Below are 22925 nucleotides of genomic sequence, written 5' to 3'. Positions count from 1 at the left end.
GGTGCTTAGAGTAGCGAATCCCCCTTAGTTCAGCATGCGGCGGGTGTCCGCTCGCCGCTGTGGCTCGTCGTTCACTCCCGACGCCACGACTGCCTTTTCAAAGGGATTGGGCAAGGAAGAAAAGCGCAAAAAAATTTGTAAATTTTAATTTGAAAGATATAATTGTTGACGCCTCGGTTGGATGCATGACGATCGGGACGTGATGTGCAGCGACAGGCCCTGAACCTTGAACTCTTGTTTCTCTTGTTATCTGACAGGAGGGGGTAAAGTGAACAGTACAAAAATCTGGTTGTGTATCCTAATTGCATTCGCTGTTTTCTCGCTAGTTCCCGACATTCATGCCGCTGTGCCGACGGTGATTTCAGCGTCATCCACATCCGTCGACCGGGCATATAAGGCGGGAGAAGAAATAAATATCACCGTTACCTTCAGCGAACCGGCCTCCTCCGAAGGTCTGACCATTAGTCTCAATTCGGGCGGATCTCTCAACACCGGGGCATTGAACGGGGCCGCGGCATTCAGCGGTACATACACCGTCGCTGCGGGGCAGGGGACCAATGATCTGACCATAAGTGGCATCACTGGTAAAATCAGTGATGGTGCAGGCAACGAAACCACTGATCTGGCAGTTCCGGGGGGCAATAACATCGCCGACGGCAAAGCTATTGTCATCGATACGGTTGTGCCGACAGTGATTTCAGCATCCTCCACATCCGACGACCGGGCGTATAAGGCGGGAGAAGGGATTAATATCACCGTTACCTTCAGCGAACCTGTTTCCTCTGACGGCCTGACCATTAGTCTCAATTCGGGCGGATCTCTCAACACCGGGGCGTTGATCGGGGCCGCGGCATTCAACGGGACATACAGCATCGAAGCGGGGCAGGGGACAGGTGATCTGACTATAACCGGCATCACCGGTACAATCAGCGACAGAGCAGGCAACGAGGCCACTAATCCGGCGGTTCCATCGGGCAAAAATATCGCCGACGGCAAAGCCATCGTCATTGATACGGTGGCGCCGACAATGAACGCCACGGCTACATATGTTGATTCGACCCATGTGGTGGTGACCTTCAGCGAGAATGTGAAAGGCGCGGATGAATATACCAATTATCCGGCAGACAACGGTCTTACCGTAACGTCTGTAACTTCGGCGGGAGCCAATAGCTACCGCCTTACCACCACGGTACAAGAGATCGGCGTTAAGTATACTATCACCGGCAAAGGGATCACCGACCTGGCGGGCAATGGCCTGGCCGACAGCAGCAAGACCGCGGCCTTTACTCGGCTCGATTCCTCCAACAGCGCGCCCGGTGTGCCGACTATCAATGCCCCGGCGAGTGGGGGAGCCAATACATCCGGAGAGGTTTCGACGCTGACCCCGAAACTCTCGGTTAATGCGGTCATCGATCCGGACGGCGACCCGGTTATCTATACTTTCGAGGTTTTTACCACCAGCGACCCCCCGGTCCTTTTGGCTAACGGTGAAGGAATTTCCACCGAAAACGGTGTTATCTCCTATACCGTGTCGCCGCCCCTTACAGGCGATAACACCGTCTACTCGTGGCATGTAAAAACAGGCGACGGCTACATGAGCAGCAATTTCATGCCCACCGCCACCTTCTTCGTTAACACAATGGAGGAGGTACCGAGCGATCCGGCGGTGAGCTATCCTGCCGCCGGCACTGAAGTGTCTTCACGGACACCGGAGCTCACTATTACCAATAGTGCCGATGTGGATCAGGATACCCTCACCTATGAATTTGATCTGGCAACGGATCAGGGTTTCGCCGACGGCAACATTGTGGCCAGTGGCAAGGACATTGCCCAGGGTGCTGGAGGGAGTACCAAATGGCTGGTTCCCGAAGGGAAAGCAGCCGACAACAGCCGGTACTTCTGGAGATGCCGGGCCGTGGATCAGCATGGGAATGCCAGTAACTACATCACCTCTTCCTTTTTCATCAACACCGCCAACGATGCCCCAACGGTGCCCACATTAAGCGCACCTGCAAACGGCTCCCCCAACGTCAATGAGGTGAACGTCCTTACGCCTATTCTCGTGGTCAATAATGCAACCGATCCCGACCCCATCAAAGGGCCTTTGACCTACACCTTCGAGATCGATACGAAAAACAGTTTTGACAGCCCGGACAAGCAGGCAGCCGCAAATGTTGCCGAAGGGGCCGGGACGACCGCCTGGACTCCGCAACCCCTGAGGGACAACACCACCTGGCTCTGGCGCGTAAAGGCAAGCGACGGAACGGCTGACAGCCAGTGGATGGAGGGGAGCTTCTTTATCAACATCAGGAATGATGCGCCCAACATGCCGACAGTTGTCTCCCCTGTAGATAACGGCGAGGTCGACAGCCTGACCCCGGTCCTGACGGTAAAGGCCACTGATGTGGATCAGGATCCGCTAACTATTGAATTCGCTGTTTATAGCGACAGCACTCTCAATTCCATGAGCCAGGTGGCTGGGGGGGAGAGCAAGAATATGAGTTGGTCGGTTTCCTCTCCCTTAGTGGACAACACCCGCTATTACTGGACTGCCAGGGCCAAGGACAGCCATGGCGACTACAGCAGATGGTCGGCGGTAAGCTCATTCATCGTCAAGAACAAGGCCGGCGATAACATCGCGCCGAGCATGGCCATAACCGCTCCAGGTGCAGGCGTGCCGGTGACCAATGGAAATTCCTACACCATCACCTGGACTGCCGCCGATCCGGACAGCCCGGCCTTCATCACCCTCTATCATGCCCCCGATGCAAGCGGCACTGGTGGGACGCAGATCGCCACCGGCATCGCCAAGGAAATGTCGAGCTACACCTGGGATACATCCGCCCTTCCCGATGGGATCTATTACGTCTACGGCGTCATCGCCGACGGCAGGTCGCAGGTCACCGCCGTGGCTGCCGGTCCCATCACCATCGACCGTACCCCCCCTGGGGTTCCCCAGGTCTCCGGGGCGGCACTGACCAATAATCCTATTCCCACCTGGAGTTGGGCCGGGGGAGGGGGCGGGAACGGCAATTACCGCTACACTCTGGACAGCGGTGATTTCTCCGGCGGCGGTTCTCCGACGAATGCAACAACTTTTACCCCGGCAGCGGCACTGACAGGGGGGACGCACACCCTTTACGTGCAGGAGCGGGATGACGCGGGCAACTGGTCTGCGAGCGGCAGCTTTCAGACCATTATCGACCTGATCCTCCCTACCGCCGTCATCAGCGGCGCCCCAACCCAGCCAACCCGTGATACCGACGTGACACTGACCATTAGCGGCGATGACGTGGTTTCCTACCGGTATACCCTTGATTCGCAGGATTTCCCCGCCGAAACCCCTGTCGCCACGCCGATCCAGCAGGTCTCTCTCGCTGACGGCATCCATACGGTCACCGTTTTCGGCAGGGATAGCGCAGGAAACTGGCAGACAACGGGTACCGAGGTACGGTGGGAGGTGGATACTGTTCCGCCGGCAGCCATCATCGGCGGCATTCCGCCGAACCCCACCAATGCCGCCGGCGCGACGCTCACCATCGGCGGGGAGCAGGTGACTGCCTACCGGTACAAGGTTGATGAGGGTGTCTATTCCGGTGAAACGGTCGTTTCTACCCCCGTAACATTGACTTCCCTTGCCGAGGGGATACATACGGTATCGGTGATCGGCAGGGACAGTGCCGGAAATTGGCAGGCCGAAGGGAGTGCCTCTACCGCGGCCTGGATGGTGGATCTGACTGCTCCGGTACTGGATGTCTCCACCCTTCGCGATGGCACCAATACCAATGTGGCCGAGCTCAATATCTCAGGGACGGTCACCGATGCCAACGGCATAGTTTCTCTGGCCATTAAATACACTGGGGGAGGAACGAGCAGTTCCGGAGAAATCCCCATTGACGGAAAAGGGGCTTTCAGCCAGGTCGTCACCCTGAGCATGGGCGCCAACACCCTGGAGCTGATCGCTAGGGACCGGGCCGGGAACCAGACCCGCAATACCAGGACCATCAACTACGACTCCATCGGCCCGAACCTCACCATCACGTCCCCGGCGGACAATCTGAAGACCAACCAGCCGTTTGTGCAGATCGGAGGTGATATCACAGGGGAGACCGCTGCCACCATCCAGGTGACGGTCTACGATCGAAATCAGGCACCCGTTGATTCTCAGTCGGCTTCCATCACCGGTGCGAAATTTACCGCGACGGCAAATCTCGCCGAAGGGTTGAATACGGTGATCATAACGGGACGGGACCAGACGGGGAATGAAAGTTCCTTTAAGAGGACCGTTACCTACGACAACCAAAAACCGACCCTGGCCATCACCGAGCCTGCCCAGGACCTGAGAACCAACCTGCACATCATGGCCATCAAGGGGACCGTGGCCGACGCCCTGAGCGACGTAGCCGTGACGGTGCAGCAGGATGACAGGGATGCCGAGCCGGTTTCCCTTGTCGCCGGCGAGGCGGTGCAGACCTTTGAGAAGCAGGTCACCTTTACGGACAGCAGGGTCTACCATATTCTCGTGACGGCAAAGGATGCAGCTGGCAATGAGAGCAGCATTCAGCGAAACATCATCTTTGCCGCTCCTGCCTGGGGGGATATAAACCAGGACAAGACTGTCGATGTCCTCGATGCCCTGATTGCGCTGCAGATTGCCAGCGGCTTGATAACCCAGACCGACCAGCACCTGATCTACGGTGATGTCGCACCGCTGGTTAACGGCAAACCGGTCTCCGACGGCAGGATCAACATCGGTGATGCTGTCGTCATTCTCCAGGCGGCGGTGAAGCTGATTACGCTGGAGGCCCCGGCAAAATGAAAAGAAAGCGAGTGTTGCAGGTATGAACGTAAAGAGAATGATAATGACAACGTTGTTTCTGTTGGCCTCCCTCCTTGCCGGCTGCGGTTTCGGCGGTTTCACAGGCAATCCCAACAATGATGCGACGTCAGCCAACCAGCCGAAGAACACGGACACCAAAATTACCGGCGTCATTGCCAAGGGGCTGTTCAAGGACGGCACGGTGCGGATCTACGCCCTCAATACGGACGGCACCGAGACATTGCTCAGAACCTCCAGTGTCAATGCCTTCGGCAACTATTCGGCGCGCATCAGCGCTTTCAAAACCAGCACTACCGGGTCCTACAACGGCATCTACCTGATCAAGGCGACCGGCTCCTATTTGGATGAAGCGACCGGCTCCGTGTTGACCATCGGCGAAGATCAACCGTTACGGGCCGTCATTGCCAATCCGTCGGGGATTTATACCGCCTCGGTGACCCCTCTGACGGAAATTGCCGCAAGAAAAGTCCTGGCGCTTAAGCAGGGGGGGAAGGAACTTGCCGCCACCGATGTAACAGCGGCAAACGCATTGGTTTCGGAGATGTTCAGGGTGGACATCATCGGCACGAAGCCGGTGGAGCCTGATCAGACGCCGGTCGGTTTCACGTCCGGAGTCGGCCAGAGGCAGAGGGATTACACCTTGGCCCTGGCTGCCATTTCACAGATGGCCAAAGCTGATGCAGGAGCGCTGGCAGGCACCTTGAATACCCTGAGCGGCGATATTGCGGACGGCACCATGTCGGTTGAGACCGCCGATGCCTTCAAGACGGCTCTGGCCGCTTTTCTAAGCTCGGACAAAAATGCCACCGGCGTCACCAGAATTGAGGACACCAATCTGGTAAACGCCGGCGGTACGATAAAAGCGGTCAAGGTTATGACCACTGCAAAGGAGGGGGCTAACACCGTTATCAAGGGTATAACGGTGGCGTTGGTACTGCCTGCCGGTGTTACGCTAAGGGCGGATTATATAACCTCAAAGGAGATAAAAGAACTCTTGACCGGTGTTGTGACTATCCCCAGTACGATGCCCGCCGATACACATTTCTCTGTGGCATATACTCCTCCCTCCCAGGGTGCCCGGGGAATGATTACCATAGCTCTGGGAAATCCTTACGGTTTTACCGCCGGTGGAGAGCTTATGACCATCACTTGCGACATCGCCCCAGGGACTGCGCCTGCCATATCTGATTTCGCTATTTACCGCAATTCCGCCGATCCGAACGATCCAAAGAATTTTCAGGCTGTAGACGCCAATGGAGCATTCCTTTCCGCCGAGGTTGTCAGCGTAGAGGTCGTGCCCCAGTAAATATGCAGGCTTATCCAAAAAGGAGGCCGGTCCCGATGCAGGGCAAGCGGGATCGGCCTCCTTTTTGGATTATCCATGGTTGCTGTGGGAAGAGCAGCCTCTACTTGTTGCCGATGGTGGAAAGGGTAACTCTCTGGAGACAATTGCCGCTGTTGGATATTCCCTTATCCGCTTCGTCCCAGAGCTTTATCCTGGATGCTGCCATTTCCAGCTTGGCGGAGGGGAGCACAGCCATGGGAATGGCAGTTTCAAGGCCATGCCCGGCGATCCGGACCAGTTCCTCATCATTGACACGTGCCTCTGCTGCCAGGGCCTCTTCCTCTGCTGGCCGGCTCAAGCTGTAGTCCCGTCGTGTCGAAGATGAGGGATCTTCTGCCTTCACCCAGGCCGGTAACAAGCACAGGAAAAAGCAGGCTAACGCGGCGGTTTTTTTCATGTTCACGACTCCTTAAGGGAAATTTCGCATATGGCTTCCATCTGTCGTCGCACCTTTGCTGTCCATTGAATTTGGTAGCAATTGGGATACCAAAGGGCAATAGACTGATTTTGCTGGAAATTTTGCCCTCGGTGTTAGAATCTGTAACGATTCCGTACAGAGGGGGAGCTTCATGTATTGCGTGGAATATCTGGTGAAGTTGAACAATTTCAAATAGTTATATCTAGGATAGGAAGTGGTTGCCCTGTAATGATTCCATACATTCAGCGGGTGTGACGCCTCTCACTGCATGGTTTTTCGGGTTGCCGTCCTTGACAGTTTTTCCCTTTTTCTGTATAAAAATCTGTGCTTTATTAAAGCAAAAAGGGGCGCCGATGTTTGTTATTGCCAATTTCCTCAATGCCATTGCCTATGTTCTTGAGTTCTCGCTCAATATCTACATGTACATCATCATTGCCCGGGCGATTCTTTCCTGGGTCAATCCCGACCCATACAATCCCATTGTCAATTTTCTCTACCGTGCGACCGATCCGGTGCTTTACCGGGTCCGGCGCATACTTCCTGACATGGGGGGGCTTGACCTGTCACCCATGATCGTGCTCCTGGTGATCTTTTTCATGCAGAAGTTCCTGGTGAACTCCATCTTCGAACTGGCCAACAGGTTGAAGTTCGGTATGGGAGCGTTGCCGTGAAAATCACTCCCATCGATATCCAGCAGCAGCAGTTCAAGGGGAAGATGATCGGGGGGCTTGACCCCGAGGATGTGGACGCCTTTCTCCAGGTGGTAGCCCAGGAGATGGAAGGGCTGCTGCGTGAAAATACTGAGCTTAAGGAGCAGCTGAGCCGCAATGCTGCCGCCATGGCCGCCATGGAAGGTCAGGAGTCCAAACTGCGCGATGCGGTGCTGGCTGCCCAGAATATTGCCGAAGATATGAAGTCCAACGCCCGGAAGGAGGCGACGCTGCTCATATCCGAGGCCGAACTCAAGGGTGAAAGAATCGTTGCTGCTGCAGAACAGAAGCTGCTCGAACTCAACAGCCAGATCCAGGATCTGCGCAGGGAAAAACTCCAGTTCGAGACCTCGTTGAAGTCCCTTCTCGATGCCCACTACAAGATGCTCTCCATCAATGAAGAATGACAGCGACACAGACAGTCTGAAGATTACCGAAACAGCCGATGGTGTAATTTTTACCGTTCACGTGCAACCCCGCGCCTCACGCAATGGGATTTGCGGTATTCAGGGGGACGAGCTGAAGCTCAGACTCACTGCACCGCCGGTGGAGGACGCCGCCAACAAGCTCTGTATCGAGCTTTTGGCCAAGGCTGTCGGTGTGGCAAAATCCCGTGTGACGCTCGCTGCCGGGGCAAAATCCCGCCACAAGACCATCAGGATCGAAGGTGTCTCCAAGGAAACCGTTCTTTCACTGGTAAAACAATCAGCAGTGCAGGAGTAGAGTATGAAAGCCAGGGATATCATGGTTTCCGACGTTCCGGTCATTACCGCAAGTGCTACGGTTGCCCAGGCGGTGCAGATGCTGAAGGACAACTACGGCGACGAAAGCTTCATTAATGCGGCTCCCGGGCTTGTGGTCCTGTCGGAGCGCGGCGGTCTTGCCGGCATCCTTACCCCCCTGAGCGTCATTACTGCCCTTATCGGAGAAGCCGCCATGACGGCGGCGGAAAAAGTGGACGAGTCTTTTTTTTCCAAACGCTGTGAGGCGATCAAGGCGCTGGCTGTTTCCGAGATTATGGAGCGACAGGCAATATCCGTTACGGAGGATGCCCGTGTTGCCGACATAGCCGAACTGTTCGTCAAGCACCGCTTCCAGCGTTTACCGGTGGTAAAGGGAAACCGGGTGATCGGCATCATTTACCGGTCGCGCCTGCTCTTTGCCATGACTGAAAAAATGACAGGGTGACTTGACAAAACGGACCACGAGTACCTATATTAACTGTGCCGATTCATGAAAAAGGAGGTTGTAGGAAAATGCCACTCTACGAATATGCATGCACCAGCTGCGGAAATAAGTTCGAATTGCGCCAAAAGTTCTCTGATGAGCCTGCCAGCGAGTGCCCCAGCTGCGGGGGACCTGTGCAGAAGCTGATCTCCCAGTCAGGTTTCTCCCTCAAGGGTGGGGGATGGTACAACGACGGCTATAGCAGCAGCAAAAACTCCGATGCGCCCAGTTGCCCGTCCGGCGGCAGCTGTGCCGGGTGCCCGTCTGCCGCTTAGCAGACCTGCAAAGCTAGCCCGCATAGGGCAGCAAAATCCTCCGGCGACGGGGGATTTTTTTTGCCCGTTTCTATCTGAAAATTCTTTACAAACCCTACACTCTTACTTATCATTTTCATTTTTTAACCAGTCCAGAAAGGAGCGCATCAATGGCGACCATCATAGACGGCAAAGCAATCGCGGCAAAAATCCGGGGAGAAATCACTGCAGAGGTGGCAAAACTTTCACAGCGGGGCATAACTCCCGGTCTCGCGGTCGTGCTCGTGGGTGAAGACCCGGCCAGCAAGGTATATGTCAGCATGAAGGAAAAGGCCTGCAAGGACGTGGGAATATTCTCCGATGAGTACAAACTCCCTGTGGAAACGACTGAAGAAGAGCTCCTGCAGCTGGTGGACAAACTCAACAAGGACCCGAAGATCCATGGTATCCTCGTCCAGTTGCCGTTGCCTAAACAGATTAACACCGAAAAAGTCCTGGAGGCGATCTCGCCGGAAAAGGATGCGGACGGCTTCCATCCCTACAACGTGGGTAGGCTGGTCATCGGCAAGCCCCTCTTCCAGCCTTGCACCCCCTACGGCGTCATGGTCATGCTCAAGGAGGCCGGGGTCGAGCTTTCCGGCAAGGAGGTGGTCGTGGTCGGCCGCTCCAACATTGTCGGCAAGCCGGTTGCAATGATGTGCCTGCAGCAGAATGCCACGGTGACCCTCTGTCATTCCAAAACCCGTGATTTGGCCGCCAAGGTGGCCATGGCCGATGTGGTCATTGCCGCTGTGGGACAGCCTGAAATGATCAAGGGGGCCTGGATCAAGAAAGGGGCCGTCGTCATTGACGTAGGAGTGAATCGCGTCGGCGAGAAAAAGCTGGTGGGGGACGTGGAATATGAGGCAGCCGCTGCCCGTGCAGCTGCCATTACCCCGGTTCCGGGCGGTGTCGGGCCGATGACCATAACCATGCTCCTCTACAACACTTTGGAATCGGCGAAGAGACGGTAAGCGGCCGTAAGACGGAGGTGGATAGCCGGCGATTTAATCCACTAACTGCCGACTGCCGACCACCGACTGGTTTTCGATATGATAGTCAGCCACCAGAAATCCATGGATGAAATCCTTGCCGCCCTCGCCAATGATGGTAAAATTTTTCTCATTGGTTGTGCAAAGTGTGCCACCGTCTGCAAGGCGGGAGGTGAGGAAGAAGTCTGGCAGATGCAGGAGGCATTGATAGCCGCCGGAAAGGATGTGACCGGCTCGGTGATCATCGACGAAGCCTGCCACATGCTGCGGTCGGGTCGTGATCTGCGCGCCAAAAAGGAAATGGTGGACGAGGCGGATGCGCTGCTGGTTCTCGCCTGCGGCGCCGGCATCCAGTCCGTCTCGGCGAGCACGCCGAAAAAGACCGTCGCCGGTCTTAACACCCTCTTCCTCGGCAATATCCGCCGTTTCGGTCAGTTCGAACAAAAATGCTCCCTCTGCGGCGAGTGCATCCTTACCGAGACCGGTTGCATCTGCCCCGTGACGGTTTGCCCCAAGGGGCTGCTTAACGGCCCCTGCGGGGGAATGGACAACGGCCGTTGCGAAACGGACAATGAACGGGAGTGTGTCTGGTTCCAGATATTCGAGCGCCTCAGGTCGAGGGGGGCACTGGAAAAGCTGAAGAAGATCGTGCCGCAGAAGGATTTCTCCAGGATGCTCAAACCGGGAAACCTGAAGCTGGAGAAAGAGACCGCCCGATGATCTCCCGGCTGCAGGAAAAACTGGCGGCAGGTCAATTCGTCCTGACCGCAGAGGTCTGTCCCCCCAAGGGATGCGACTGCGGTGAATTTCTTGAAAAAGCCCGAAAACTGGCGCCACTGGTGGATGCGGTCAACGTCACCGACAATCAGGGGGCGTCCATGCGCATTTCTCCCCTGGCTGCAGCGGCTCTCCTGGTGCGCGAAGGGATCGAGCCGATCTACCAGATAACCTGCCGCGACCGGAACAGGCTTGCCCTGCAGAGCGACCTGCTTGGGGCGGCAGCCCTGGGCATCACCAATGTCCTTGCCCTGTCGGGCGACCATATCTCCTTCGGCGACCACCGCGGGGGTAAGCCGGTTTTCGATCTGGACTCGGTACAGCTGCTGCAGGCAATTCAGGGGCTTGGCGAGGGGCGGGACCTGGCAGGGAAAAGGGTCAGCGGGGAACCGGCGTTCTTTGTGGGTGCCGCCGCCGCTCCAGAAGCGGAGCCTTTCGAACTGACCACATTCAAGCTGGAGAAGAAGGCCGCGGCCGGGGCAAGTTTTTTCCAGACCCAGGCCGTATTCGACCCGGAGCGTCTCGCGTTCTTCTCCTGCGCGGTAAAACCTCACGGTGTAAAGGTGATAGCCGGTATTCTGCTGCTCAAATCGGCAACAATGGCGCGGTACGTGACCGAAAACATCCCCGGTTTAAACGTGCCTGCAGCCCTGATTAATGAGCTTGAAAATGCCGCAGACCCGACCGCTGCCGGTGTCCGAATTGCTGCACGACTTGCGGCAGCCTGCAAGCCCCATTGCCATGGGCTGCACATCATGGCCATGGGAAGAGAGGACCTGATTCCGCAGATTCTGGAATCGGTCAAGAAAGTGAAGAGTAAAGAGTAAAAAAACTATCCCAGGAGCGACCACCTATGCTTGTTAAAAAAGCTGTTTTCCCCGTTGCCGGCCTCGGCACCAGATTTCTTCCTGCGACAAAATCCACCCCCAAAGAGATGTTGCCCCTGATAGACAAGCCGCTTGTGCAGTATGTGGTCGAGGAGGCGGTCGCCTCGGGAATCGAGCAGATCCTCTTCGTTACCGGCAGGAGCAAGCGAGCCATCGAGGACCATTTCGATATTTCCTTTGAACTGGAGTCGCTGCTCTACGACAAGGGGAAGGATGCGGAGCTCAGCCAGGTGAGGGATATCGCCGAGATGGTGAATATCTTCTATGTGCGGCAGAAACAGGCCCTTGGCCTGGGCCATGCCATCCTCTGCGCCAAGGAGTTCATCGGCAACGAGCCCTTTGCCGTCCTTTTGGGGGACGACATTATCGACGGCAAAAAACCGTGCTTAGGGCAACTGCTGGATGTGTACCGCAAGTATCGGGGGCCGGTTCTGGCGCTGGAGCGGGTGCCCATGGAGAATATCTCTTCCTATGGCTGCGTAGCCGCCAATACCATCTCCGATCGTGTTTATGAAGTGGTGGATATGGTGGAAAAGCCGAAGCAGGAAGACGCCCCCTCCGATCTGGCTATCATCGGCCGCTATATCCTCACCCCCGATATCTTTCCCATCCTGGAAAAGCAGGAGCCGGGCAAGGGTGGAGAGATCCAGCTGACGGACGCCATCAAGACCCTGGCCAGGGATGAGGCCATTTACGGCTGCCGTTTCGAAGGCATTCGTCACGATTGTGGCGACAAGCTGGGATTTCTCAAGGCGACGGTGGATATGGCACTGAAGCGGGAGGAATTCAACGGTGATTTCGAGAAGTTCTTGCGGGAACGGCTGGATTGCATCAAAGGGTAATCAGTGGAGCGTGCCCCGCATGCCGCTGGAGCTGCTGATGTACTGGAAGAAGGCAATCAGTTTGAAGGTATCTTTGGTATAGCCCCGGGGGAATGATCCGATCCTGCCGATTTCGCGCAGGGTCCGCAGAACCTCCTCGTCGAGAATTCTGCTTCCCGAACTTTCCAGCAACTGCACGTTTACGACCTCACCTTTCCTGTTGAAGGTGATCCTCACCGGCGTTACCCCCTGGACCCCCTGCCGGGCCGCCTCCTGAGGGTAACGCCACACTCCATAGACGGCCGTTTCGAACCGGCGCAGGAATGAGCCGAAGAGAATGTCGTCCGTATTGAGAAACGACGTTTCCCCGTCTTCCACCTCCGGTCCGTACTTCTTGCGATAGCTCTCCTCGATCCTGGCCATCTTGCCGGCGCCGGGGAACAGCTTTGCCAGGGAGGGCTGCTCCTGTTTTCTGGGCTTGAAAAGGCTCTCCCCCCGCGGGGCTTCCTGATAGGGCACCGTACCCCGTTCCGGCCGCTGCGCCGTCCGTACCTCTCCCCTTGTCGGCTGCTGCCCCGGCTTTACCGCCGATGGCGGCGGGATTGCTGCTGGCCGCTCGATTTCCCTCTCTCCCTTTGGTGCGATTTCCTTCGGCACCCGCCGCTCTTTTTCCGCCAGCCGGTGCGTCTTTTTCCGCTCCTGGGGCGCCGGTGGCTTGAGCTCCGGCAGGTCCTGCAATTCCACCATGTACGGTTCCTGCTTCTGGGGTTGCTTTTCCTGGGGCATCAGCATAAAGAGGGCGAACACCGCCACATGGAGGAGGAGTGACAGTGCCAGGAGATAGAGGAATATCTTTTCTATGTGTTTGTCGGACATTGGATAGCCGGAGGAAATTTTCAACAGCCGGGAATGACGAATCTATGAAATTGTAAGCCCCCGTCAGCCAAATTGCAATGTCTGTGACGACAAGGATCCGGCCCTGAGGCAGGGGGATCAGAATGCCTGGTAGAGGATGGCGACGCCGAAGATAAGGAAGAGGCAGCCGGCTCCTTTATGGATGGTGGAAAGGGAGACGAAGCGGGTAAGCTGTTTGCCGACGAAGATGCCGATGAGCGAGACGATCCACAGGGCCAGGGTTGACCCGGCAAAAACAGCCGCCGTCGAATCATGTTGTGCCGCAAGACTGGTGGTTACCAGCTGGGTCTTGTCCCCCAGCTCCGCCAGCAGGATCATGACAAAGGAAGTGGCGATCGGCCCTTTTGTCTGCAGCTGCTTTTCTTCCGCCTCCTCATCTTCCTCGCTGAACCCCGCTGATTTTAAGGTGGTGATGCCGAAGAACAGGAAGAGGATGCCGGAAACGATTTTGATCCAGAGCAGGGGAAGATAGGAAAACAGTACCTGGCCGATGAGGACTGCGCCCACGTTTAGTAACGCGAAGGCCGTTGCGATACCGACAAATATCTTTTTCCAAGGATATTTCGTCGCCAGTGCCATGGCGGTCAGCTGGGTCTTGTCCCCCAGCTCTGCAAGAAAGATGATGCCGAAGGTACTGAAAAAAACGCCGAAATCCATGAATCCTCCCAATGAATGCCAGGAATGGTAAAAGATCGAAGCGCCATTTGCAAGGCTGAAATGGGGGGGCGGTGATGATGGCGATGCTTTTCATATCACGGGTGTTTATGGGATGAGACCGTAAAAGAGGGCGGCATTATTCCAGAGCACCTTTTTTGCCTGTTCTTCGCCCAGCGTTTCCACCACCAGCCCCAGATCGTTGTCCGTATATGGCCTAGGTGCCCTGGTCGAGGGCAGGTCTGTGCCGAACATCAAGGCCTGCGGGTTTGCGTTGTACAGTTTCTCAAGGGCTGCCGGCACGGTAAAATCGACCCGGCCGAAACCGGTTGCCTTGACCCGTACACCACGTTCGGCCAGTTTGAGCAGGGTGGGAAAGCCTTCGTCGGAGAGCCCCAGATGATCGATACTCACGGCGGGCAAACCCACCAGCGTTTCGTACAGTGCGCCTAGTTCCCGGGCATCCACATACAACTCCACATGCCAGCCCGCCAGATCATATACCCGGTGCGCAAACCTTTCCAGGTGCCGGACATCCTCCGATCCTCCCCTTTTCAGATTGAACCGCACGGCGCGGATGCCGGCCTCGTTCAGGCGCAGGAGCTCATCGTCGGAGACCGAAGCAGGCAACTGGGTGACACCGACAAAGCCTGGACCGAGCTTCTTCAAGGCATCCACCAGGTAGCTCTGGTCGAATGCCTGAAAAGACCCGGAGACCACGGCCCCACCGGCAAGCCGATATCCCTGCATTCTGGCGAGATAGTCATCGCAGGTGAAGGTTTCGGGGAGGTAGCCCTGGTTCGGCACCAGGGGAAAACGGTTGTCGATGATGTGGAAATGGGCATCGAAGAGCGTGAAATGGTCAAGGTGCATAGTATACCTCCCCGTTCAGGTTCCCGAGGTTTACTATGTATGCCGGGTTTCGGTCAAGAAAAAGAAAAGGCCCTCTCCAGAATGACTGGGTGAGGGCCTTTAACAGGCTGTTTAAAGCGCTTGCAAGCAGGCTAGGCTTCTTCTGCCGACAGGTCCGGTTCCATGTCCATCGCCATGGCCGGTTCCGATTGACCATCAAGGGCAATGCGCAGCCGGTTCGTATCGAGCTCGTTTTCCCAACGGGAAATGACCACCGTTGCTACACCGTTGCCGACAAGATTGGTCAGTGCCCGCGCTTCCGACATGAAGCGGTCAATCCCCAGAATCAGCGCCAGCCCTGCCACGGGAATGGTCGGAATGGCGGCGAAGGTGGCCGCCAGGGTGACAAAGCCGCTGCCGGTGACACCGGCCGCTCCCTTGGAGGTGAGCATGAGCACCGCCAGGATGGTCAGGGTCTGGGTCATGGTCAGGGGGGTATTGGTGGCCTGGGCGACGAAGAGTGCAGCCATGGTCAAATAGATGGAGGTGCCGTCCAGGTTGAAGGAATAACCGGTGGGAATGACCAGACCGACTACCGATTTGGTGCAGCCCAGGCGCTCCATCTTGCTCATCATGCGGGGCAGTACCGATTCAGAGGACGAGGTGCCGAGGACGATGAGCAGCTCTTCCTTGATGTAACGAATGAATTTGAAGATGTTGAAGCCGCTGATGCGGGCGATGGTGCCGAGAACGACGAAGATGAAGATGAGGCAGGTCAGGTAGAAGCTCCCCATGAGCATTCCCAGCTTTGAGAGGGACCCCAGGCCGAATTTGCCGATGGTGAACGCCATGGCGCCGAAGGCACCGATGGGGGCGAATTTCATGATGATGCCGACCACGCCGAAGAGCACATGGGCCACCCGGTCGATCAAATCATAGATGGGCTTGCCTTTTTCTCCCAGGGCCGATAGGGCGAAGCCGAAGAAGATGGCGAAGAGGAGCACCTGGAGAATGTCCCCCTTGGCAAAGGCATCGACAACGCTGGATGGAATGATATTGAGGAGAAAATCGGCGGTCGATTGCCCCTTGGCCGCGGTTGCCGTATAGGTTGTCAACGCTTTGGTATCCAGCTTGGTGAGGTCGGCGTTGAAACCGGCTCCCGGTTGGATGACCTTGACCAGGAACAGGCCGATGGCCAGGGCGAAGGTAGTGACCACCTCGAAATAGAGGATGGCCTTGGCGCCGACCCGTCCCACCTTCTTCATGTCGTCCATGCCGGCGATGCCGGTGACGACGGTGCAGAAAATGATCGGGGTGATGATCATCTTGATCAGTTTGATGAAGCCGTCACCCAGAGGTTTCATCTGCGCACCGGTATCGGGGAAATAATAGCCGACCGCCACGCCCAGTGCGATTGCAACGAGTACTCTGAAATACAGTGTCTGGTGAAACTTCTTACCCTCCATGTTCGTCTCTCCTTCTATTGTAATGGTATGTGCCATTGTCGAACGGTGCTGCTTAAGCCCTTGGAAAACAAGCAAACACAGCTAAGAGAGCAAGAGGGATACCAACACGGGGGAGGGGTGCAAGCTGCCGGATAAACAGAGAAAACATGGTTTTAAAAAAGAGTTGACACAATGAAGGGGTATGACGAAGGTTATGGCGATGAAAGCTGTAGAGTGAGGAAACCGCTGTCGGAAAGGATTTGGCCTTGTCATAACAAAAGTTATGACGATAACCATGGTTATGACCCTTGGCGGGATCGCTAGCGGCGAATTTTGAGCCGCTTGCTCAATGCCGGCTGCGAGATCCCCAAAAGCCGGGCGGCGATGGTCTGGTTGCCGCAGGCCCGCACCATGGCTTCATCCACAAGCAGTTCCGCCACCTCCGAAAAGGTGGGAATGCGCTCAAGGCCGGTAAAGGGGTTATGGGGGCCAGCAGTGGCGATATTCTCCTTTCCGCCGTGGCAGATGGCCTTTTCAAAGCTCTCCATGGAAAGGACCCGTTCCTTGTGGATGCTGACGGCATCGAAGACAATGGCTTTCAGTTCCCTGACGTTGCCGGGAAAGTTGTAGGTGTTGAGCAGGCTGACCAGTTCCTTGGGGGGCGTGGGTCTGCGTTTGCCCAGGGTGCGTGCCGAATCGGCGAGGAAGGCATTGAGCAGCAGCGGCAGATCCCCTTTCCGTTCCCGGAGGGGCGGCACCTGAATATGGTGGGTGCGCAGCCGGAAGTAGAGGTCGTGGCGGAACGTGCCTGCCGCTTCCTTAGCTGCCAAGTCCCGGTGGGTGGCGACGATGATCCGCGCCTTCAACCGTTTTGGCCGGTCGCTTCCCAGGGGAAAATATTCCCCTTCCTGCAAAAGGCGCAGCAGCTTCACCTGGGAAGGAATGCTCAGATCGCCGATCTCATCGAGAAAAAGGGTGCCGTCGGCGGCTTCCTCCACCATGCCGCGACGGGGGTGCTCGGCGCCGGTGAAGGCACCCCGCACGTGGCCGAACAGGGTGTCGGCGAAGACGTTATCATCGAGACCGGCCACGTTCACTGAGACGAGCGGGCCGGTGCAGCCGCTCAGGGTGTGGGCTGCGCGGGCGATGAGCTCCTTGCCGACGCCGCTTTCCCCGGTGATCATCAATGGTTTGGGGCTCGCCGCCACCGCCTCGATATAGGCGAAAATGGCGAGCATGGCCCGGTCGTTGCTAACGATGTTGGCAAAAGCTTCCGGATGCTGCAGTTTTCCCGAAAGTATCCGGCTCGACATCTCCCGGTTCTCCCTTTGCAGCTCCAGCATGTGGACGGCACGCAGCACGCCGCTCACCAGCCGGTCTTCTTCCACCGTCTTGACGAAATAATCGAAGGCGCCCAGCTTGATGCACTGCACTGCCGTTTCCACCTGGTTCATGCCACTGACGATGATGGTGGCGATTTCTGGGTACTCTTCGCCGATGCACGACAGCAGTTCTTCACCCTGCACATGGGGCATGGTCAAGTCCAGGAGCACCAGGCCTATATCTCCACGGGCAAGGGTTTCCATGACCTTTCGACTGTCCTGGCAGGTAACGATGTTGCTGATGCCGGCGGAGCGCTCCAGGGTGATGCTCACCGAACGGAGCCAAGCCGGTTCGTCATCCACCAAAAGAACGGCGAACGGGGGGTAAGATTGCTGTGTCATGGCAGCTCCTCCATGGGGGGAAATGTAAGCGTAACGGTAGTGCCGGCGCCGGCAACGGAGGCAAAGGTGAGGGTTCCCCCATGCTCCTTGATAATGCCGTCAGAGACTGACAATCCCAGACCGGTGCCCCCCGATTCCCGCTTGGTGGTGAAAAAGGGATCGGTCAGGTGGGAGAGGTGCTCTGCGGCAATGCCTGTGCCCTCGTCGCGCAGTTCCAGCACCACCGCTCCGCTCTCCGCATCCCGAAAGGTCCGGAGCATAATGCCGCAATGGGGGGCCGGCAGTGCCTGGCAGGCATTCAGCACCAGGTTGACCACCACCTGCTCGATGCGCTGGGGGTTGCCCCTGATCCGGGGGAGATCATCGGCCAGGTCGGCCTGGAAGCGATTGGTCGCCTTGCGGATGGTGGGATCCACCAGGCGCAGCGCTGCCATAACCACCGGCTTCAGGTCGAAGGGAACGGCAACGGTGGCATCTTCCCGCCGGGCGAAGTTTTTCAGTTCCTCGACGATGCGCTTGATCCTCTGTGCCCCTTCCAGCATTTCATCAATCATCAGCGGTACTTCCCGGCGCATGCGGGTATAGGGCAGCCCTCCCAGGGTAAAATCCCCCTTTTCCTCCAGGTGCTCATCGAGCACTTCTCCGGCATCCCGGTACACATCCCGCAGAATGGGCATGTTGAGGAGCATCAGACCGTTGGGGTTGTTGATTTCATGGGCAACGCCGGCGACGAGGATGCCCAGGGAGGTCATCTTGTCCGCCTGGATCAGCTTGTCCTGGTGAAGGCGCAGCTTTTCCAGCGCCTGCTTTTTTTCGCTCACTTCCTGGGCCAGCTCAGCCGTCCGCTGTGCCACCCGCTTCTGCAGGGTGCGTGACCAGACGACCGTGCCGGCAAGGATGATGAGGAGCGGTATCAGCACCATGCTGCCGTATTTCGCCGTCTTTTCCCACGAAAGCCGCGGCTGGGGCTCCAGGGCCCCCAGCCATTTATCGTAGATCGCCTGATACTGCCCGGTTTTCCTGATTATGGCGAGCCCTTCACTGAAGCGGGTCAACAGCTCTTCATCCCCTTTTTTTACGGCATAACAGTATCTCTGGGCGGCGATACTCTGGGACACGGGCACGAGGTTGGACAGATGCAGCTCCCGGGTCAGGTACATGCCGGGGAGGATCGCGACCACCGCATAATCGTGCTGACCGGAGGCGAGCATGCGCAGTGCATCGGCAGGTGTGTCGGTGGTGCGGAGATTGCCGGCGAAGCCACGCCCAGTAAGCATTTCATGCATGATTCCGTCGCGAAAAACGATCACTTCCTTGTTCCGCAGGCCATCAACCGAGGAGACGACAGGTGTTTCGCGGCGGGCGAAGATGGCGTGATGAATTATGGTGTGAGGCGGGGAAAAATCGAGAATCTTTGCCCGCTCATCGGAGTAGGAGATTCCCTGGAGAATATCAAGCTGGCCGTCCATGAGGGCAGCGCGTATCTCCGACCAGCCCCCGAAGCGGAATGCGACCTTAATGCCCATGACCGCGGCGATGGCCCGGGTCAGGTCCACGTTATAACCGGCTGGATTGCCGTTTTTGTCGATGAATTCGTAGGGGGGATAGTCACGGTCGCCGCCGACGATGATGGTGCGTTCGCTTTCGACGCTGACGGCAGCAAAAGCAGGTATGGCAGCGGACAGGCCCATAGCCATCAAGACTGCAAAGAACACCGGAAGGAGAAACTTTTTCCTCTTTTTCATAGTCGTTTAGTGTAGCACTTTCACAGCCCTACGGTCATCAAAACATGCAACCGGGGAAGGTATGGGACGGGGAAAGGCACCCCTCCAAGGCTGTTACCGCTTCACCCGCTTCTGGATTTCCTGCACCTGGGGATTGTTGAGCAGTTCCAGGAAGCGCGGGTTGCCGGTCAGTGCCTCCACATCCCCATTGGTCACTGCCGAGACAACGTCGGGATCCTGAAGGAGCGCCTGGACCTCGGGGTTGTCCTTGAGCATGAGGATCAGCGCCACGATTTCCTTGTCCGCAAGCAATGTCTTCTGCAGCTCCTCCACCTGTTTTTTGACCTGTGGCTGCTGTGAACCGTTGCCGGCAGCTTCCAGCGCCAAAGCGTCAAGTGTACTGCAGCCCAGAATGAACACCAGTAAAGCCACGATGCGCGATTTCATCATCCACCCCCGGTACCTCGGATTTAACGACCTTGACGGACGATAATAGATTGTGGCTGTTGATAATTCAAGAAACACTTTATCGGGCAAGAGCTGTTTTCAGCAATTGAGTACCGGATAACGGTCATGGCAAGCCTTTTGAAAGATATTATGTAATAAAGCCATTCCCCGGGCAGTGGTTCTTGCCGCAAGTGCACTCATAAGGTACTGTTCCTGAAGCTGATTTCAGGATTTGCTGTTGCCGCTGCGGCAAAACGAGGTACCATTAAAAGCCTGGCAAGCTGAGGAAAAAGCAGGCAAATGCCTCTTTTTTGTGCGATTGTGCTGCCATATGTTTTTTATTGATGATCATTGCGCAATGGCTTTGACAGGACGGTTTTGGCCCGAGACGCAAATATTTTTTTATTAAAACTAAAAATATTTGCTTAAATTGTAAGCAGTTCAGTGCTTGTGTCTCGGCGATGTTTTTGTTAATATCCCCCGTTGCCCAAAAAATAGCCTTGGGAGCCATGGTGGCCTTGAGCGCCCAAGGAGAGCGTTTTTAGAATCATCCGGTGTTCCTTCCAGGAATTGCCGGACGACCTTTTATCTGATGTGCCCATTCCATTGCCACGAGGTTTTTCCATGCTGATAGTCGCCTGCATCAAACAGGTCCCGGACACTACCCAGGTGCAGATAGACCCGGTCACCAACACCCTGGTCCGGGAAGGCATTCCTTTTATCGTCAATCCCTATGATACCCATGCCCTGGAAGAAAGCCTGCGCCTGAAGGACCGCTTCGGCTGCCGGGCTGCCGCCATCTCCATGGGACCCCCGAACGCGGAGGCTACCCTGAAAAAAGCACTGGCTCTGGGGGTGGATGAAGCGATCCTGCTCAGCGACCGCGTTTTCGGCGGTGCCGACACCCTGGCCACCAGCAACGTTCTGGCTGCCGCGATTCGCAAGCTGTCGGAAGAGGAAGAGGTGGGGTTGGTCATCTGCGGCAAGCAGACCATCGACGGTGATACGGCCCAGGTCGGTCCCGGAATCGCCACCCGTCTCGGTTTCACCCAGCTTACCCTCATCGACCGCATCGAGGAATTTGACCCGGTGCGCAAAAAGATCCGTGTCAGGCGCAAGCTGGAAGGACGGCACGAGATCGTCGAAGCGCCGCTACCCGCCATGCTGACCGTGGTGCGCGAATTGAACCGTCCCCGCTATCCCACTGTTCCCATGCGTCTTGCCTCGGTGGATGCGGAGGTCAAGGTATGGAACAACCAAGTGTTGAAGCTGGACGAGCAGAAGATCGGGTTGAAGGGGTCACCCACCTGGGTGAGCCGGATCTTCTCTCCTGAGCGGGAAAAGGGGGAGATCATCGGCGAAGGGATCAAGGACCCGAAGCAAACCGCCCGGCTCTTGGTGGAAAAGCTGTTGAGCAAGGATCTGCTCTCACTTTAAAAGAGTGAAGGGTGAAGAGTGAAGATAAACCTAGAACCTCGAACTTCGAACTGTGTTTAAGAGGCTTACATGACTGAAGAAATCAAAAAACCCCTGAAAAAACCGCGCGGCAAGGCCTGCGTCCTGGAAGGCAAGTGCATTGCCTGCGGCGCCCGCTGCCAGAGCTCCTGCCCGGTTGATGCCATCGAGATGAACGAGGCGGGCGAGCCGGTCATCAATAAGGATAAATGCATCGGCTGCGTAAAATGCGTCAAGGTCTGCCCCGCCCAGGCCATCGAGATGTTCTTCACTCCCGAAGAGCAGAAGATCCTCGATGAAATTATGAAACAGGGCGCTCCGGCCGTAGAGGAAATTGATGAAGAGGCCGCCGCCCTGGCGAAAAAGTTGGCAGCGTACCGGGGGGTCTGGGTTTTCGTGGAGCAGACTGAGGGGGAAGCGGCCAAGGTATCCTGGGAGCTCCTGGGCAAGGGGAAAGAGCTGGCTGCGGCCCTGGGTGTCGAACTCGCCGCGGTAGTAATCGGCGAGAACGTGGAGCATCTTTGCCGCGAGGCCTTTGCCTACGGCGCCGTCAAGGCCTATCTCATGGATGCCCCGGTTTTTCACTACTATCGCACCGAAAGCTATCTCAGGGGAATCAACCACCTGATCGAGAAGTACAAGCCGGAGATCATCCTCATGGGCGCCACCGGCCTTGGGCGCGACCTGGCCGGTGCCGTGGCTACCGTAGTCGGCACGGGATTAACCGCGGACTGCACCGGCCTCGCCATTGACGACAAGCGCAACCTCATGCAGACCCGCCCCGCTTTCGGCGGCAATATCATGGCCACCATCATGTGTGATAAGTTCCGCCCCCAGATGGCCACGGTTCGTCCCCACGTCATGCCCATGGCCGAGCACAAGACCGGCGCGACGGGGGAAATCATCCGCGAAACCTGCCCGGTCCGGGAAGAGGATATCCTGGTCAAGGTGCTGGAGATCATCAGCGACAAGAAAAAAGACCAGGTTGACGTGGCTGGTGCCGAATTCATCGTTTCCGGCGGCAGGGGTATGATGGGCAAGGAAAACTTCGCCATGCTCCAGGAACTGGCCAATGAGCTCGGCGGGGTGGTCGGTGCCTCAAGAAGCGCCGTGGACGCGGGATGGATGCCCCAGGAGCGACAGGTGGGGCAGACCGGCAAGACCGTCCGGCCGAAGATCTACATCGCCTGCGGCATTTCCGGTGCCATCCAGCACCTGGTGGGGATGCAGGATTCGGACGTCATCATCGCCATCAACCGGGACAAGGAAGCCCCCATCTTCGAGGTGGCCACCTACGGCATCGTCGGCGACCTTTTCCAGATCGTACCGGCCTTTACCAACCTGCTGCGGGAGATGAAGGCGGCAAGAGGCGCAAACTGACATTAAAAGCCAGAACCTC

The 22925-nt window shown here is 56.8% G+C and carries 22 protein-coding genes; 13 read left to right on the top strand and 9 right to left on the bottom strand.

The annotated features are described in order from the left end of the window. Positions 1-268 precede the first annotated feature (268 nt). Both ML541_RS18970 and ML541_RS09055 read left to right on the top strand, forming a co-directional pair. A complete protein-coding gene (locus ML541_RS18970) occupies positions 269-4819 on the top strand; it encodes a Ser-Thr-rich GPI-anchored membrane family protein (protein WP_243372436.1) in 4551 nt (1516 codons plus the stop codon). Between the two features lie 43 nt (positions 4820-4862). Then, on the top strand, positions 4863-6146 hold the full coding sequence (locus ML541_RS09055; RefSeq protein ID WP_243372434.1) for a hypothetical protein: 1284 nt from the start codon (positions 4863-4865) through the stop codon (positions 6144-6146). A 100-nt stretch (positions 6147-6246) separates the two neighbouring features. Here ML541_RS09055 and ML541_RS09050 read toward each other — a convergent pair whose 3' ends face one another. Beyond that, a complete protein-coding gene (locus ML541_RS09050; RefSeq protein WP_243372432.1) occupies positions 6247-6582 on the bottom strand; it encodes a hypothetical protein in 336 nt (111 codons plus the stop codon). Between the two features lie 374 nt (positions 6583-6956). Here ML541_RS09050 and ML541_RS09045 point away from each other — a divergent pair, with 374 nt between their 5' ends. From ML541_RS09045 to galU, 9 genes are all read left to right on the top strand, one after another. Continuing rightward, positions 6957-7274 carry a YggT family protein gene (locus ML541_RS09045; protein WP_243372430.1) on the top strand — a complete coding sequence of 106 codons (318 nt, stop codon included), beginning with the start codon at positions 6957-6959 and terminating at the stop codon, positions 7272-7274. Continuing rightward, positions 7271-7720: a DivIVA domain-containing protein gene (locus ML541_RS09040; RefSeq protein WP_243372428.1), complete on the top strand. Its 450-nt coding sequence runs from the start codon at positions 7271-7273 to the stop codon at positions 7718-7720. Before ML541_RS09045 ends, ML541_RS09040 begins: the two co-directional genes overlap by 4 nt. Next, positions 7710-8036, top strand: a complete 327-nt coding sequence (locus tag ML541_RS09035; protein WP_243372427.1) for a DUF167 domain-containing protein — start codon at positions 7710-7712, stop codon at positions 8034-8036. The genes ML541_RS09040 and ML541_RS09035 overlap by 11 nt, the downstream gene beginning before the upstream one ends. A gap of 3 nt (positions 8037-8039) precedes the next feature. After that, positions 8040-8501 carry a CBS domain-containing protein gene (locus tag ML541_RS09030; RefSeq protein WP_243372426.1) on the top strand — a complete coding sequence of 154 codons (462 nt, stop codon included), beginning with the start codon at positions 8040-8042 and terminating at the stop codon, positions 8499-8501. Positions 8502-8569: 68 nt separating this feature from the next. Continuing rightward, positions 8570-8815: a zinc ribbon domain-containing protein gene (locus ML541_RS09025; protein ID WP_243372425.1), complete on the top strand. Its 246-nt coding sequence runs from the start codon at positions 8570-8572 to the stop codon at positions 8813-8815. Between the two features lie 149 nt (positions 8816-8964). Then, the gene (folD, locus tag ML541_RS09020) at positions 8965-9807 is read left to right on the top strand and encodes a bifunctional methylenetetrahydrofolate dehydrogenase/methenyltetrahydrofolate cyclohydrolase FolD (protein WP_243372424.1); all 843 of its coding nucleotides are present in this window, start codon (positions 8965-8967) and stop codon (positions 9805-9807) included. A gap of 78 nt (positions 9808-9885) precedes the next feature. Next, on the top strand, positions 9886-10545 hold the full coding sequence (locus ML541_RS09015) for a methylenetetrahydrofolate reductase C-terminal domain-containing protein (RefSeq protein WP_243372423.1): 660 nt from the start codon (positions 9886-9888) through the stop codon (positions 10543-10545). Further along, positions 10542-11429 (top strand): methylenetetrahydrofolate reductase, encoded by an 888-nt coding sequence (locus ML541_RS09010; RefSeq protein WP_243372422.1) that lies wholly within the window; start codon positions 10542-10544, stop codon positions 11427-11429. Before ML541_RS09015 ends, ML541_RS09010 begins: the two co-directional genes overlap by 4 nt. A gap of 26 nt (positions 11430-11455) precedes the next feature. Further along, a complete protein-coding gene (gene galU, locus ML541_RS09005; RefSeq protein ID WP_243372421.1) occupies positions 11456-12331 on the top strand; it encodes a UTP--glucose-1-phosphate uridylyltransferase GalU in 876 nt (291 codons plus the stop codon). On the opposite strand, the gene ML541_RS09000 is transcribed toward galU, so the two are convergent. The 8 genes from ML541_RS09000 to ML541_RS08965 form a co-directional block, all read right to left on the bottom strand. Then, positions 12332-13186, bottom strand: coding sequence for an energy transducer TonB (locus tag ML541_RS09000; RefSeq protein ID WP_243372420.1), 855 nt, complete (start codon positions 13184-13186; stop codon positions 12332-12334). Positions 13187-13303: 117 nt separating this feature from the next. Further along, positions 13304-13882, bottom strand: a complete 579-nt coding sequence (locus tag ML541_RS08995) for a TMEM165/GDT1 family protein (RefSeq protein WP_243372419.1) — start codon at positions 13880-13882, stop codon at positions 13304-13306. Between the two features lie 105 nt (positions 13883-13987). Next, on the bottom strand, positions 13988-14752 hold the full coding sequence (locus ML541_RS08990; protein ID WP_243372418.1) for an amidohydrolase family protein: 765 nt from the start codon (positions 14750-14752) through the stop codon (positions 13988-13990). Between the two features lie 131 nt (positions 14753-14883). After that, entirely contained in the window at positions 14884-16197 is a 1314-nt protein-coding gene (locus ML541_RS08985) for a dicarboxylate/amino acid:cation symporter (RefSeq protein WP_243372417.1), read from the bottom strand. A 299-nt stretch (positions 16198-16496) separates the two neighbouring features. Beyond that, on the bottom strand, positions 16497-17900 hold the full coding sequence (locus tag ML541_RS08980) for a sigma-54 dependent transcriptional regulator (protein ID WP_243372416.1): 1404 nt from the start codon (positions 17898-17900) through the stop codon (positions 16497-16499). Then, entirely contained in the window at positions 17897-19591 is a 1695-nt protein-coding gene (locus ML541_RS08975) for a transporter substrate-binding domain-containing protein (protein ID WP_243372634.1), read from the bottom strand. Before ML541_RS08975 ends, ML541_RS08980 begins: the two co-directional genes overlap by 4 nt. A gap of 147 nt (positions 19592-19738) precedes the next feature. Continuing rightward, positions 19739-20071 carry a hypothetical protein gene (locus ML541_RS08970; RefSeq protein ID WP_243372415.1) on the bottom strand — a complete coding sequence of 111 codons (333 nt, stop codon included), beginning with the start codon at positions 20069-20071 and terminating at the stop codon, positions 19739-19741. A 265-nt stretch (positions 20072-20336) separates the two neighbouring features. After that, the gene (locus ML541_RS08965; protein WP_243372414.1) at positions 20337-20582 is read right to left on the bottom strand and encodes a hypothetical protein; all 246 of its coding nucleotides are present in this window, start codon (positions 20580-20582) and stop codon (positions 20337-20339) included. A gap of 113 nt (positions 20583-20695) precedes the next feature. Between ML541_RS08965 and ML541_RS08960 the strand changes: the two genes are divergently transcribed. Together ML541_RS08960 and ML541_RS08955 are read left to right on the top strand one after the other, a co-directional pair. Continuing rightward, positions 20696-21508, top strand: coding sequence for an electron transfer flavoprotein subunit beta/FixA family protein (locus ML541_RS08960; RefSeq protein ID WP_243372412.1), 813 nt, complete (start codon positions 20696-20698; stop codon positions 21506-21508). Positions 21509-21577: 69 nt separating this feature from the next. Beyond that, on the top strand, positions 21578-22906 hold the full coding sequence (locus ML541_RS08955; RefSeq protein WP_243372410.1) for an electron transfer flavoprotein subunit alpha: 1329 nt from the start codon (positions 21578-21580) through the stop codon (positions 22904-22906). The last annotated feature ends 19 nt before the right edge of the window (positions 22907-22925 follow it).

Source organism: Geotalea sp. SG265, assembly GCF_022808985.1.
Taxonomy (GTDB): domain Bacteria; phylum Desulfobacterota; class Desulfuromonadia; order Geobacterales; family Geobacteraceae; genus Geotalea.
The sequence above is the reverse complement of the archived record's forward strand: the minus strand, read 5'-3'. Positions and strand labels throughout refer to the sequence as shown.

Coding starts and splice junctions, on each gene's coding strand:
- ML541_RS09055 (WP_243372434.1), top strand. CDS start 4,863: ATGACAACGTTGTTTCTGTTGGCCTCCCTCCTTGCCGGCTGCGGTTTC.
- ML541_RS08965 (WP_243372414.1), bottom strand. CDS start 20,582: ATGGCTCCCAAGGCTATTTTTTGGGCAACGGGGGATATTAACAAAAAC.
- ML541_RS09010 (WP_243372422.1), top strand. CDS start 10,542: ATGATCTCCCGGCTGCAGGAAAAACTGGCGGCAGGTCAATTCGTCCTG.
- ML541_RS09050 (WP_243372432.1), bottom strand. CDS start 6,582: ATGAAAAAAACCGCCGCGTTAGCCTGCTTTTTCCTGTGCTTGTTACCG.
- ML541_RS09035 (WP_243372427.1), top strand. CDS start 7,710: ATGAAGAATGACAGCGACACAGACAGTCTGAAGATTACCGAAACAGCC.
- ML541_RS08975 (WP_243372634.1), bottom strand. CDS start 19,591: ATGGGCCTGTCCGCTGCCATACCTGCTTTTGCTGCCGTCAGCGTCGAA.
- ML541_RS09030 (WP_243372426.1), top strand. CDS start 8,040: ATGAAAGCCAGGGATATCATGGTTTCCGACGTTCCGGTCATTACCGCA.
- ML541_RS08980 (WP_243372416.1), bottom strand. CDS start 17,900: ATGACACAGCAATCTTACCCCCCGTTCGCCGTTCTTTTGGTGGATGAC.
- folD (WP_243372424.1), top strand. CDS start 8,965: ATGGCGACCATCATAGACGGCAAAGCAATCGCGGCAAAAATCCGGGGA.
- ML541_RS08955 (WP_243372410.1), top strand. CDS start 21,578: ATGACTGAAGAAATCAAAAAACCCCTGAAAAAACCGCGCGGCAAGGCC.
- ML541_RS08970 (WP_243372415.1), bottom strand. CDS start 20,071: ATGAAATCGCGCATCGTGGCTTTACTGGTGTTCATTCTGGGCTGCAGT.
- ML541_RS09025 (WP_243372425.1), top strand. CDS start 8,570: ATGCCACTCTACGAATATGCATGCACCAGCTGCGGAAATAAGTTCGAA.
- ML541_RS09045 (WP_243372430.1), top strand. CDS start 6,957: ATGTTTGTTATTGCCAATTTCCTCAATGCCATTGCCTATGTTCTTGAG.
- ML541_RS08985 (WP_243372417.1), bottom strand. CDS start 16,197: ATGGAGGGTAAGAAGTTTCACCAGACACTGTATTTCAGAGTACTCGTT.
- ML541_RS08990 (WP_243372418.1), bottom strand. CDS start 14,752: ATGCACCTTGACCATTTCACGCTCTTCGATGCCCATTTCCACATCATC.
- ML541_RS08995 (WP_243372419.1), bottom strand. CDS start 13,882: ATGGATTTCGGCGTTTTTTTCAGTACCTTCGGCATCATCTTTCTTGCA.
- ML541_RS09000 (WP_243372420.1), bottom strand. CDS start 13,186: ATGTCCGACAAACACATAGAAAAGATATTCCTCTATCTCCTGGCACTG.
- galU (WP_243372421.1), top strand. CDS start 11,456: ATGCTTGTTAAAAAAGCTGTTTTCCCCGTTGCCGGCCTCGGCACCAGA.
- ML541_RS08960 (WP_243372412.1), top strand. CDS start 20,696: ATGCTGATAGTCGCCTGCATCAAACAGGTCCCGGACACTACCCAGGTG.
- ML541_RS09015 (WP_243372423.1), top strand. CDS start 9,886: ATGATAGTCAGCCACCAGAAATCCATGGATGAAATCCTTGCCGCCCTC.